Source organism: Spiroplasma endosymbiont of Polydrusus cervinus (genome assembly GCF_964019755.1).
GTDB lineage: Bacteria > Bacillota_I > Bacilli_A > Mycoplasmatales > Mycoplasmataceae > Spiroplasma.
The window spans coordinates 392,115-404,986 of the sequence record NZ_OZ026469.1 but is presented as its reverse complement, the minus strand read 5'-3'; the positions used below and the strand labels follow the sequence as shown (position 1 = coordinate 404,986).

Annotated in this window: 14 protein-coding genes, 3 tRNA genes and 1 pseudogene; 11 read left to right on the top strand and 7 right to left on the bottom strand. The window is 26.4% G+C overall.

The genetic code is table 4. The features are described from left to right. Window positions 1-13 precede the first annotated feature (13 nt). Complete coding sequence (locus AACK78_RS02600) at window positions 14-871, top strand: DegV family protein (RefSeq protein WP_338956194.1); 858 nt, start codon at window positions 14-16, stop codon at window positions 869-871. A gap of 57 nt (window positions 872-928) precedes the next feature. Here AACK78_RS02600 and AACK78_RS02595 read toward each other — a convergent pair. The 4 genes from AACK78_RS02595 to AACK78_RS02580 all read right to left on the bottom strand — a co-directional run bounded on the left by AACK78_RS02595 (window position 929) and on the right by AACK78_RS02580 (window position 3,550). After that, a tRNA-Ser gene (locus AACK78_RS02595) sits at window positions 929-1,021 on the bottom strand. A 10-nt stretch (window positions 1,022-1,031) separates the two neighbouring features. Further along, window positions 1,032-1,106, bottom strand: a tRNA-Trp gene (locus AACK78_RS02590). A gap of 81 nt (window positions 1,107-1,187) precedes the next feature. After that, window positions 1,188-1,263 (bottom strand) — tRNA-Trp (locus AACK78_RS02585). A 163-nt stretch (window positions 1,264-1,426) separates the two neighbouring features. After that, window positions 1,427-3,550 carry a polyribonucleotide nucleotidyltransferase gene (locus tag AACK78_RS02580; RefSeq protein ID WP_338956192.1) on the bottom strand — a complete coding sequence of 708 codons (2,124 nt, stop codon included), beginning with the start codon at window positions 3,548-3,550 and terminating at the stop codon, window positions 1,427-1,429. 105 nt (window positions 3,551-3,655) lie between these two features. Here AACK78_RS02580 and AACK78_RS02575 point away from each other — a divergent pair, with 105 nt between their 5' ends. Beyond that, the gene (locus tag AACK78_RS02575; protein ID WP_338956190.1) at window positions 3,656-3,982 is read left to right on the top strand and encodes a rhodanese-like domain-containing protein; all 327 of its coding nucleotides are present in this window, start codon (window positions 3,656-3,658) and stop codon (window positions 3,980-3,982) included. 354 nt (window positions 3,983-4,336) lie between these two features. Here AACK78_RS02575 and tyrS read toward each other — a convergent pair whose 3' ends face one another. After that, complete coding sequence (gene tyrS / locus AACK78_RS02570; protein ID WP_422396870.1) at window positions 4,337-5,599, bottom strand: tyrosine--tRNA ligase; 1,263 nt, start codon at window positions 5,597-5,599, stop codon at window positions 4,337-4,339. Between the two features lie 288 nt (window positions 5,600-5,887). Here tyrS and AACK78_RS02565 point away from each other — a divergent pair, with 288 nt between their 5' ends. From AACK78_RS02565 to AACK78_RS02540, 7 genes and pseudogenes are all read left to right on the top strand, one after another. After that, the gene (locus tag AACK78_RS02565) at window positions 5,888-6,268 is read left to right on the top strand and encodes a transcription antitermination factor NusB (protein WP_338956186.1); all 381 of its coding nucleotides are present in this window, start codon (window positions 5,888-5,890) and stop codon (window positions 6,266-6,268) included. Window positions 6,269-6,425: 157 nt separating this feature from the next. Then, window positions 6,426-6,689 (top strand): transposase family protein, encoded by a 264-nt coding sequence (locus tag AACK78_RS02560; protein WP_338954725.1) that lies wholly within the window; start codon window positions 6,426-6,428, stop codon window positions 6,687-6,689. Further along, window positions 6,656-6,928: pseudogene (locus tag AACK78_RS07390) on the top strand (hypothetical protein); the annotation flags it as partial. The gene AACK78_RS02560 and the pseudogene AACK78_RS07390, both read left to right, overlap by 34 nt. 21 nt (window positions 6,929-6,949) lie before the next feature. Continuing rightward, window positions 6,950-7,279: a hypothetical protein gene (locus AACK78_RS02555; RefSeq protein WP_338956184.1), complete on the top strand. Its 330-nt coding sequence runs from the start codon at window positions 6,950-6,952 to the stop codon at window positions 7,277-7,279. Between the two features lie 85 nt (window positions 7,280-7,364). Further along, window positions 7,365-7,547 (top strand): hypothetical protein, encoded by a 183-nt coding sequence (locus AACK78_RS02550; protein WP_338956182.1) that lies wholly within the window; start codon window positions 7,365-7,367, stop codon window positions 7,545-7,547. Between the two features lie 28 nt (window positions 7,548-7,575). Continuing rightward, the gene (locus tag AACK78_RS02545) at window positions 7,576-8,139 is read left to right on the top strand and encodes a hypothetical protein (RefSeq protein ID WP_338956179.1); all 564 of its coding nucleotides are present in this window, start codon (window positions 7,576-7,578) and stop codon (window positions 8,137-8,139) included. Further along, a complete protein-coding gene (locus tag AACK78_RS02540) occupies window positions 8,105-9,217 on the top strand; it encodes a hypothetical protein (protein WP_338956178.1) in 1,113 nt (370 codons plus the stop codon). The genes AACK78_RS02545 and AACK78_RS02540 overlap by 35 nt, the downstream gene beginning before the upstream one ends. A 21-nt stretch (window positions 9,218-9,238) precedes the next feature. Here the strand turns inward: AACK78_RS02540 and AACK78_RS02535 are convergent, their stop codons facing one another. Both AACK78_RS02535 and AACK78_RS02530 read right to left on the bottom strand, forming a co-directional pair. After that, window positions 9,239-9,649 (bottom strand): hypothetical protein, encoded by a 411-nt coding sequence (locus AACK78_RS02535; protein ID WP_338956176.1) that lies wholly within the window; start codon window positions 9,647-9,649, stop codon window positions 9,239-9,241. 15 nt (window positions 9,650-9,664) lie between these two features. After that, the gene (locus AACK78_RS02530) at window positions 9,665-10,753 is read right to left on the bottom strand and encodes a hypothetical protein (protein ID WP_338956174.1); all 1,089 of its coding nucleotides are present in this window, start codon (window positions 10,751-10,753) and stop codon (window positions 9,665-9,667) included. A 251-nt stretch (window positions 10,754-11,004) separates the two neighbouring features. Between AACK78_RS02530 and AACK78_RS02525 the strand changes: the two genes are divergently transcribed. Together AACK78_RS02525 and AACK78_RS02520 are read left to right on the top strand one after the other, a co-directional pair. Next, on the top strand, window positions 11,005-11,448 hold the full coding sequence (locus AACK78_RS02525; RefSeq protein WP_338956173.1) for a hypothetical protein: 444 nt from the start codon (window positions 11,005-11,007) through the stop codon (window positions 11,446-11,448). A 17-nt stretch (window positions 11,449-11,465) separates the two neighbouring features. Next, on the top strand, window positions 11,466-12,872 hold the full coding sequence (locus AACK78_RS02520) for a hypothetical protein (RefSeq protein ID WP_338956172.1): 1,407 nt from the start codon (window positions 11,466-11,468) through the stop codon (window positions 12,870-12,872).

The window sequence follows — 12,872 nt, the reverse complement described above, 5'->3', positions numbered from 1 at the left end:
GGAGGTCCAGCTAATGAGTAAAAAAATTGCAATCGTAACTGATTCATCCGCAGGTTTTACAACAGCAGAAATTAAACAATTGGGTATTCATGTCATTCCCTTACACATTATTTTAAATAATGAAACTGATATTTTAGATACTGAAGAAGAAACAACAAAATATAATTTTTATGAAATTGTTCAAACTGGAACAACAAAAACAAGCCAAGCTTCAATTGGTGAATTAATGGAAAAATATGATAAAATATTAAAAACATATGATGAAATTATTCATTATCCAATCGATGAAAAACTTTCAAGTCAATATGAAACAGCTTATACTCTAAGTCAAGATGAAGCATATCTTGGTAGAATTCATGTTGTTTGTAATCACACAGCAGCTTTTGCTTTAAAAACATTAGTAATTTATGCTAATGAATTAATAAAACAAAATCTTAGCATAAAAGAAATCATTGCTAAAACAAGCGCTCTTGAACAAAGAACATATATGGCAATGATTCCTGGCAGCCTAGATCGTTTATCAAAGGGTGGTCGTGTTGGAAAAGTTTTATTATCAATAATTAATCTATTCAAAATTAAAATTTTAATTCAATGAGGTGAACATCCAAAAAAAATTGCTTCATCACGAACTTTAAATAATTTAATTGAAACATTAGTTGAAACTTGAGAAAAATTTAAGAAAGCAGTGAAATTAAACTTTCAATTATTTGTTTTAAAAACAAGTGCATGTAATAATAAAGTTTGGGACAACGTTATCCAAAAATTAGATAAGTTAAAAGTTACATATCAAACTGAAAATTTAGCTAATATTTTTGTTGCCCATGCGGGCTTAAATACAATTGCTTTTGTCGCAGTTCCTCAAATTAAATAACAATAAAAAAACCATTTCTACTTTATAAATGGTTTTTTTATTGTTATTTAATTTTAATGGCGGAAGTAAAGAGATTCGAACTCTTGCATGAATCACTCCATCTAACGGTTTTCGAGACCGCCCCCTTCAACCAGGCTTGGGTATACTTCCACTTTTTTACTGGCAGGGGTAGCAGGACTTGAACCCACAACGTACGGTGTTGGAGACCGCTGTTTTACCATTAAACTACACCCCTAAATCCTTTTTCAAGCATAACATAATAATAGAAATATGGCAAAATAAAAAAGTATTTCTATACTTTCATCTTTTCATGTTATGGCAGGGGTAGCAGGACTTGAACCCACAACACTCGGATTTGAAGTCCGATGTTCTACCACTTGAACTATACCCCTGTATACTGTAAAAATAAATCATAAAAAGTTAATAACATTATAACAAATTAAAAATAAAAAACAATAATCACAAAAAATATTAAATTAAAAACATTGTTTTTAATTTAATATTTTTTGTGATTATTGTTTTTTATTTTTAATTTGTTATAATGTTATTAACTTTTTATGATTTATTTTTACAGTATACAGGTAAAATTTCCATTAATTGTAATTTAATTTTCCCCTTTTCATTAATCTCTAAAACCTTAACTTTAACATTATCATTTAATTGAACAATATCTTCTGCTTTTTCAACATGTTTGTCTGATAACTTCGAAATATGAATTAAACCATCAACATTTTCTTTCAAATTAACAAAAACCCCAAATTTTTCAATTTTAACAACTGGCCCAATTATTTCCTCACCAATTGTAACGGGCATTGCAATCGCTTTAATTAATTGATATGCTTTTTCAATTGCTGTTGTTGCTTTATGATAAATGGTAACTTGTCCATCATCTTCAATATAAATTTTGACATCATCAGATTTTTCAATAATAGCTGTAATCATCTTACCGCCAGGACCAATAACTTTCCGAATTTTATCAACTGGAATCATAAATGTTTTCATTTTTGGCGCTGTTGGGGCTAACTCCGACCGTGGAGTTGCAATGGCAGCCAAGACATTTTCTAAAATTGTTAAACGTGCTTTTTTAGCCACCATTAATGCCTCTTTTAATATTGCTTTATCAATCCCCGCAACTTTAATATCCATTTGTAAGGTACAAATCCCCGCTGCCGTCCCCGCTACTTTAAAGTCCATATCGCCAAGGTGATCTTCCATTCCTTGAATATCAGTTAAAATAGTATAATTTTTCCCCTCTTTAACTAATCCCATTGCAATTCCCACTACGGGAGCTGTAATTGGAACACCAGCCGCCATTAAAGCTAATGTCGCAGCACAAATTGATGCCTGCGAAGTACTACCATTTGATTCTAAAACTTCTGAAACAATTCGAATTGTATATGGAAACACTTTTTCATTCGGAATAATTTGACTTAAGGCCTTCTCTCCTAATGCACCATGGCCAATTTCTCGTCGTGAAGGAGGGCCCATTCGGCCAATTTCTCCAACAGAAAATGGGGGAAAATTATAATGGTGCATAAAGCGTTTCCCTTCTTTGTCAGTAATGCCATCAATAATTTGGTTTTTCCCTAATGCTCCTAACGTTACAACTGATAAAACTTGTGTTTCACCACGCGTAAATAAAGCACTCCCATGAACAACTGGTAAGATATCAATCTCACTACTTAATGGACGAATTTGATCTAAGTTCCGGCCATCTAACCGATTTTTATCAATTAGAATTTGACGGCGTACTTCTTGGCGAACAATATCATGTAATGCTGTTTTTAATTCGGTAATTAACCTTTTTTGTTCTTTCTCCGCAAGCGATGATGGAACAGGATAATAACTAATTGCTTGCTCAGTTAAAAATTCAATTGTCTCATAACGTTTAATCTTTGTTTTAATTTGTGATGCAGTAACTAATTCCTTTGCATAATTTTCATCAACATAAGTCATGATTTCTGGTCTAACTTGAAACAATTCAACCGCCATTTTGGAAACCCCAACTTTAGCGATAATTTCATTTTGAAAAACAATTAACTCCTGAATAACCTCATGGCCAGTTAAAATTGCTTGCAACATTAAACTCTCGGAAACTTCTTTGGCCCCTGCTTCAACCATATTAATTGCATTCGCTGTTCCTGCCACAATTAGTTCCAATTGGCCATCATTTAGTTGCTCTAATGAGGGATTAATAATAATATTATTCTTTTGATCAACCATTACTAATGTTCCCACTACTGGTCCAGCAAAAGGAATTTTTGAAATACCAAGGGATAATGATGCGGCAAATAAACTAACAATTCGAACATCATTATCATTATCAACTGCTAAAACATTAATAACAATTTGCACTTCATTCCGAAAGTTTTCAGAAAATAATGGCCGTAAAGCTCGGTCAATTACCCGTGCTGATAATGTCCCATATTCTGATGGTTTCCCTTCTCGTTTTAACAATCCCCTTGGGATTTTCCCTACTGAATATAATTTTTCTTGAAAAACAACCGTCAACGGAAAAAAATCAGCTTCACTAACTTTATTATTAACTGTTGCTGTTACTAAAACAACCGTTTCTCCATAGCGAACTAAGACTGAGCCACTTGCTTGTTTTGCTAACTGACCATGTTCTACAAGCAACTTTCGATTATTTATTATTTTTTTAAATACTTGTTTTGCCATCAAAACTTTTTATTCCTCTCTGTTATAATTTATCTTCTTAATTTTATCACACATTATTTTATATTTACGATATGATATAAATATACAAAAAATAAGGAGAACAAAATGAATCAAAAACCAATTTATCTTGATAATGCTACTTTTGACATTGAAAAAGACAAAGCGTTATTATTAGATGTCCGCACTAATGTTGAATTTAAAGCCTTAAGTCAAATTTCCAATTCAACTAATGTTTACATTTTTGATTTACTCCAAGATCCAACCCGCTATTTACCAGATAAAGACCAGTTAATTATTACTTTATGTAATGGAGGCAATCGTAGTAGTGAAACTGCATCCGAATTACGCCAATTAGGATATCAAAATGCTTATGTTTTAACAACTGGAATTTATGGTTACTATCGGTGAAAAGAACAAATAACAAAGAAATAAAAAAGTTTTAATTGAAAATTGTAAATATAGTGGGAAAAGTCGACTAATAAAGATAATAATATTTTTTCTTTGGCATTGTCTAGATACAAGCTCCAAATTTGTATCTCTTGTTAAATTAAATTGATAATAACATTATTTAAAATAAATGAAACTATTTTTTTGTGATTATTGTTTTTTATTTTTAATTTGTTATAATTTTATTAACTTTTTATGATTTAGTTTTACAATATACACAGGACGCCAAATAAAAAAAGCAACTAAAAATAAACCAATAGAATTACAATAATTTTAAAGGAAAATAAAAGAATCGTTTTTCTGAAACAATATTATTGTTTCAGAAAAACGATTCTTTTATTATTTTTTGTGATTAGTAAAAGAAATTAAATGATATTTACGTTTGCCACGACGAATAATTAAATATTTATCAAATAAAAACTTATCTTTTGTTACAGTTCAAGTCTTTGTTTTAATAACTTCACTATTAACAGTAATTGCCCCTTGTTCTAAAAATTCACGACCTTCTCGTTTCGAAGTAACAATTTCTGCTTGCACTAACAAATCAAGAATTAGTAAATCAAGGTCTAATAATTGAAAATTAGGTAAGCTATTTTTCAATTGATCTAACTGTTGTTCTGATAATTCATGTAAACTACCTTTAAATAAAGCCTCACTAACAATTTGGGCTTCTTTTAATCCTGTTGTTTGATGAACAAATAAGGTTACTTCTTCTGCTAATTTTTTTTGAGCAATTCGTTGTGCTGGTTCTTTTTTGTGGTTTGCTTCAAGCACGATAATTTCTGTTTCCGATCGCATTGTTAAATAACGTAATAATTTCCCTGTTTCTTGATCATCTTGATTAAAAAAGAACTGATAAAATTCATAAGGTGAAGTTTTTGTGGCGTCTAACCAAACTGCTCCTGATTCTGTCTTGCCAAATTTTGAACCATCCGCTTTTGTTAATAAATTCATTGTTAAACCACACGCTAAATTATCTTCCCCAACTTGTTTATAAATATAATCGGTCCCTGAAGTAATATTTCCTCATTGGTCACTACCCCCAGTTTGAACAGCACAATCATAATTAAGATATAATTGATAAAAATCATAAGCTTGCAATAGCGTGTAAGCAAACTCCGTATATGATAAACCAACTTCAATTCTAGTTGCAATATTTTCTTTCGCTAACAAATAACTAATATTAAAATCTTTTCCAACATTTCGTAAAAAATCAATCAAGGTCATTTTTTGTAATCATTCGGCATTATTCACCATTTTAATCTTTGTTCCAATTAATTGCTTCATTTGTTGACTGATAGCTTCAACATTATGCTTAATAGTCTTATTATCTAATAATACTCGTTCTTCTTTTTTTCCACTAGGATCACCAATCATTCCGGTTCCACCACCAATAATCACAATAGCTTGAAAGCCAAACATTTCAAAACGTTTCAATAACATAATTTGAATCAAATGACCAACATGCAATGAATCACCAGTTGGGTCAAAACCACAATAAACTCCTTTTTTTAATTCTTGTGCTTTCAATAATTTTGTTTCATTAGTTACTTGTTTTAATAAACCTCTTCATTTTAATTCTTCTAAAATATTTTTTGCCACCATTTATCTCCTTTGTTATTTAAAAAACTCTAATAATTTAGAGTTTTTTCTTATCAACTTTTGCATCTTTTTTAGTTGGGGTTTGTATACTGTAAAACTAAATCATAAAAAGTTAATAAAATTATAACAAATTAAAAATAAAAAACAATAATCACAAAAAATATTAAATTAAAAACAGCATTTTTAATTTAATATTTTTTGTGATTATTGTTTTTTATTTTTAATTTGTTATAATTTTATTAACTTTTTATGATTTAGTTTTACAGTATACAAAAAGGAGTATGTCACGTGTCGAAACGCCAGGAACGCATTAATATTATTAATTTGTTATATCGTCATTTTGTTTTACAGCATGATGTTTTAACAACGAAACAAGAAGCTTATGATTATTCTCAAATGGTAACAACAACCATTGAAACAATCCAAATTGAGGAAATATTAGCAAATTTGCCAGATATTATTGCGAATATTAATCAATATTTAAAGCCTGGTTGACATTTTGAACGCTTAAGTAATTATCATAAAGCTGTTTTAGTATATGGTGTTTATGAAATTCGTTATCAACAATTATCAAAAGCAATTGTTATTAATGAAAGTTTAGAAATTTTAAAAATATATAGTGAAGATACTGATTTTAGTTATATTAATTCAGTTCTTGACCAAGTCTAAGTGTAAATTGTAAATACCAAATCATAAAAAGTTAACTATTAATTTAGTTAACTTTTTATGATTTGGTATTTACAATTTACACAAAATAGACTGCACCCAAAAAAAGTAAGTAAAGAAAAAAAGTCTTTGCTAAACTTTAAAGGATGTGCATTTTTATATGGCAAGAAAAGGACAAAAATTTAATAAATATACAGCATATTTTCAAAAAATGATAGTACAAGAGGTTAAAAATAATAGTATAAGTTTTATTGCAAAAAAATATCAAATTAATAAAAAAACTGTTGCTTCATGGTATGAAAATTTTAAGAAAGGAATTTTAAACACCAATAAAAGTCCAAAAGAATCATTTAAAAAAAGAGATTTAAACTATTACAAAGTTAGGTATGAATTACTAAAAAAGCTTCATGACTTTTACAATTAAATAAAAGAAAAATTGTATCTTTTATCAAAGAAAACATTAATAAATATCCACTAAATTTATTACTTGATATAACAGATTTAAAGCGTAGTTATTGAGATAAATATAAAAATTATTCAAGTAATGGTAAGGATAGCGAATCATTAAAAAATATTGTAAAAGTCTATGAAGAAAATTTAAAACAATTTGATTATCGTCGAATTACCAAATATTTAAAAGAAGATTATGGCATTGTTTATAATGCTAAGAAAGTATTGCGAATTATGAAAGAAAATAATATTCAAGCTGAATATGTAAAGCGTATGCGTAGAAAAATATTAATAAAACAAAATAGAAATAAAAATATAATTAAATATCCTGATTTAGTAAATCGTAATTTTAATGATATTAAAGAAAGATTTTCAATTTTATTTACTGATGTAACTTATTTAATTTGAAATGGTAAAAAACATTATCAATCAACAATACTTGATGGATATACTAAAGAAATTATTGATGTAAAATGATCAAAATTTAATAATAACAAACTTGTAATTGATAATTTAAATGATGCAATTAATAAAATTAAAAAAATAAAAAAAAGATTTAAATAAAATAATAATTCATTCAGATCACGGATATCAATATACATCTAAAGATTACAATAATAAATGTTTAGATAACAAAATTATAATTTCAATGGGTAAAAATTATCATTGTGCAGACAACATTATTATTGAAAGTTTTCATTCATTACTTAAAAAAGGAACAATCCATAATAAAAATTATAAATCTCATAATGAATATATTAATGATATTAAAAAATGAAATAAATGATATTTAAACCAAAAAGAAAAATATATAATAAATGAAAGTTTGTAAACCTTTTTATTAATACTTACTAAACAGGGTGCAGTCTAGTGTTAATCCTTTTACTATACCGGGTGGTGTTGGTAAATTCCTAAACTTTATTTCATTTGGTATTCCATGAGGCTGAGTTATTAATCAAGATGAAAAAACTTGACCTAATTTTCAATGACTTAATGGCTTTATGAGTGCTAATGTTTATAGTTTTTATAACCATGCTTTTTGAAGTGGTAATGCAAAAGGTAATGGTTATTTACCATTTGAAATATTTAGAGAACAAGGTAATGATAAAGTTGGTGCTATTTTTGGAGCAAATGCCACTAGTTTCGGGTTTACTACTTTATTAACTGATAAATTAGTAGGTACTGTTTTAACTAAGGATGGTAAACCAACAAATAATATAGTTTATTCAACATATAATCTAAAACAATTAAATCAAAAAACTAACTGAATTTATTTAATTAATGAACTTACAACAGCAGTAGATGCTCAAACACCAGTTAGTGATGGTGAAGAAGATAATGATTGTGAATTCTTACAAACACCCGATGGGATAAATTGTAGTTATATAATTGATATGTTTTCAATCCAAGCATTCATTATATAAAGGTAATTTTGAAATTATCTTTTATTCTGATAACCCATATACAAATAATGAAGAAGATTATTTAAGATTATCAGTATGAATTTTTAGAGGTAAAACAAAAAGTACCTTAAATAATTATTTACGAGATATGACAACTAATTATAAAACCAGTTTCTTATTATCACACGACTATGAAATGCCAACATTTAATTACCCTAAATATGTATTACCACCAGTGCCATATAATTATAAAACTTATACCAAAGATATCTGAGATGCTAATACAATCAAACCATTAAAAACTAAAATTACAGCACCTATTCAATGTACTAATAGCGGTTATGTAAATGATAATAATTTAATTAATTTATTTAATAATGAATTTAATTCTGCTTATTATGAAATAGAAATTGATTTAAAACAAATTGACCCAACAATTCAAAGTATTAGTAAATTTCAAGATGCTTATAAAACCATAGAAATAAGTAATCTATCTAATTTAGAAGTTAATTGTTTCAAACCTGATATAGAAAAATTTATTTATGATAGAGATGTTAATTTATCTGCTGGAAACAATAGTTGTAATTATGATTTAGGTTTATTGTCGAATATAACTTTACAAAAAGAGGATTTATCACAAACTGATAATATTAATTTTGATAATATAATAACTTTATATACAGATAATATAGAAATAAATAATATTAAAACATCTGCTACTGCATATACTAATGGATTATCTGAAAAAGGTTATAAAAATACTTATAATAGCAATATAAATGATAGAAATTGTGGTATTAATTTTTTGCTTCAAATAACAAATCTTTCCAACGAAGATTATAATGATTTAATTAGTAATAAAATTAAAGAAACATATTTACAGGCATATTATAATAATGATTTAAAATTAAAAATTAGATTTTCAAAAGTATTATTTATTAATTTATCATGTGTTGGTATTGAAAAATTCCCACATCAAGAATATTTTAAATATTGAGGTAATGATAAAAACATTATATTAGATGTTGAAAATCCAAATATTTTAGGTTTTATAAATAAAAGTAATAGTCCTGTTAAAATAACAATGAGGCCAAGATAAAAAAAGATGTAAATCTCTTTTTTACCCAACCTTAACTTTTATATTAACGTTTTCATCTAAAATTAAATAAGGTTCCTTAATACCTACTAAATTTCAACGATAAACTTTTATTCATGAATTAGACCATGGTAATTTAATATTAACATCTGGATTATTATTTATTCTTTTTGATAATTTTATATTATTAGAATTATCCTTATATATTATGTAATACCATTTATTATCTATCACTTCATTAAATGGTTTTTCTTGTGGTGCTATTCATTCTAAATTGTTTTTAATATTTTCATCATTTGTATCTATTTTGTTTTCTTCTTTTAATTTTGCTAATTCTTCTTTTGTATTTTCTTGTGGTCTATTACAAGCAACTAAACTGGTTGTACTTATTCCAATTAAAGTGATTGTTATTAAGGAGACTAATATTTTTTTCATTTAATTATTTTTTTATTATCAATTAAGTGAATCTATTGAAATAGAATAATTAACATCTATATTTCCAATATAAACAGTTAAATCAGAAGAATTAATAGTTGCTTTGTTATTATTAATATTTTCAACTTTTATTTTATCAATATCTACCCGTGGATTTAATTCTTTTATTTTATTTTTGATTTGTTGTCCTGTTGGGTTAGATAAATTATTAGTTTTAAATTCGCCTAAAGTATTATTATTAATAACTGTACTTAGTAATACAGATTTATCAACTGTAAAATTGATATCTAATATATCAGAAACAGTATCATTATTTGGTCTACAACTAATTTTTGCATTTATAGAATTTATAATATTAATGTTCAAAAAATTTAAAAAGCTACTTTTTAACATTATAGGGTATAATTCTTTTATTTTATCTTTAATTTGATTATCTGTTGGTATACTTAGACCATTAGTTTTTATTACACCCAAATTATTATTTTTTATATAAAAACCTAGTGGTAAGGTATATTTAACATCTGTTTCACCAGTATAAACGTTTATATCGTTTGAAGTAATTTTAGAAGAATGTGTACTAAGTAGTTTAATATTAATTTTTGAAATGTTTAATGACGGAAATAATTTTTTTAATTTATCTTTAATTTGTATTTCACTTATATTTACAATATTTTGTTTACCCTCCTCATTATCAATTATTTGACCTAAACTAGTATTATTTGGAATTATAGTATTTAAATCAACAGATTTATCAATTATAAAATTAATTGTTTTCGTATTACTAAAACCAGTTAGAGTGATTACCGCGCTATTTTCAGTAATTTTTGCAACATTAATGTTATTAATATTTAATTGAGGATTTAATTCTTTTACTTTATTTTTGATTTGTTTTTCAGTTGGTTTGTCAGCTCCATTAGTTTTAAATATATGTTTAGTTTGATTGTTTTTTGTGTCTCTTTTATTTTTATTTATATTTAAACCTGTTCAATTTAATTCAGATAAATCTTTAATAGTATTTTTTTGATAAGGAATATCAGCAATCATTATTGGCACACCAGTTCCACTAATTGTTAATACACTTAATAAACTTAGTAATTTTTTCATACTTATATTTCTCCCTTTTTCAATTTCTATTGACATTATATATATATATATATATATATACAAGCAAAATTATGAATTATTTTAAAAATTTTATCTTGTTAAATAACCATTATCACGCGTTTTAAGACCTAAAATGGTAATAAAATATATTAAGTTTAGTATTTATGTATAAAAAGTATTGTATTGGTAAAATAATAGTATATAATTAATTCATAGGTTTAATCTTTTTTCGTAAAAAGAGTTATGCTAACTTGTTAATCGAACAAGGTTTAAGTGAAAGGATTGCGGAAAATATCTTAAATCAGTTTAATAATGAAGCAAAACAAATTAGAGAAAGTGTGCAAAAACGCGAAGATGTTATATCAAAAGAAGACTTTATTAAATTATCTAATGAATTAGATGAATTAAAAGCCTTTAAAGATGTTCCATCTACTAAAATTGAAGATATTAAAACTAATTTAGAAAAAGTTAGTGGTAGTTCTTTATCTGAAAAAATGCAAACTTTAAAAGAATTAAAACCTGATTTGTTTGTGCAAGAACAACAATCAGTTTCACCCACTAATTTTATTAAAGAAATGATTGAAAATTCGGTTGAAAATAAGAATGATAAAATTGAAACTATTAAAGAAAAAGGAGCATATACTCCGGAAGATATTAAAAAATTAACTGATTATACACTTAAAAACCTTAGATAATACGGGAGTGAAATATTATGGCAACAATTAATTTGCCACAAGTACATTTTACATTACAAGGTAATACAACAGGTCAAAAAGCCTATGTTGATATGGTTAACGCTATGCTAAGAGGACCATTAATGAATGAGCATGCAAGTATTATGCAATATGCAACTGCAACTGCTGAACAAGTTGCTTGATTACCTAATGCAGGACAAGCGTTATATAATTTAACTCATCGTGTGGTATGACAAGATGATTATTCATTACCAAATGGTGGGGCAACTCAAACTATGGGATTAACAAGAATTCCGGTGCCTATTAATAAAAGATTTAATTTAAAATTAATGAATGAAGCATTTGACTTAGCAATGATAGAACAAAATATTAAAAATGGTGTTATTGCTAACGCTATTTCTAGTATTGTACAAAATAAATTTGTTAACTTAGAATGTGAATTAATTCAAGCTATTTATGATTATTGTTTAGCAGATGGTCAATATGAAGTAATTCCATTTCGTAGTTATACAGCCGATAGTGCTGATGAAGCAAATAAAGCATTCTTTACATTAAATGAAACTTTGATTGAATTAACTAATCAAATTAGTAATCTATATTTTGGTTTGCCAACCGATAAAATGTTTATGGTTTTAGGTCGAAGAGCCTATTTAGGATTAACACCTGCTTATTTAAAAGTAATTGGTTTACAAGCTCAATTAAAAGCAATGGTTAATGGTGAATTATATGAAAATACCGCAATGGGTATTCCGGTATCGAAAAGTTTTCATTTAGAAAAAACATATACAAAAGGACAAGTTAACCGAGATAAGGGTTATAATTTTACTAATGTAAATGGTTTACTTATTAATAAACAAGTATGAGCATATCCAATTAATATGGATACTATTCAACAAGTTTTAGATAATGATACTGCTAACCCTAAATGAATTGGTAAAGTACAATATGCAACACCAACAATTTTATATCCAAAAACATGTAAGATTATTTTAGAAAAACAACCAACACAAGAAGAAATAAATACTGCTAAAAGTAATTTAAATAAAACATTTAGAGTGCCGGTTGATTATGAAATTTCTACACTAATAAATACAACAAAATCTAATGCAATTTTAACACCAGACGTTGCTAAAATAGATATTAGTAAAATTAATAAAATAGACAAACCAATCATTCATGTTGCAAACGCAGCAAGTACAACACCAGAAGAATTAAAACCACAATTTAAAGATGTTGTTTTAAAAGCAGTTAAAACAGTAGATAGTTCTTTAACTGAAAATGATTTTGATTATTCTATTAATCCTAAAGATGAAGACTGACCAATTGATATTACAAATGATAAAATTGTTGAAGTTTTAATTGAAGGTAAAAACAAAGCAACTGGTAAAACAAAGTCAATTGAAGTAGTAATTAAAAATTCTTAA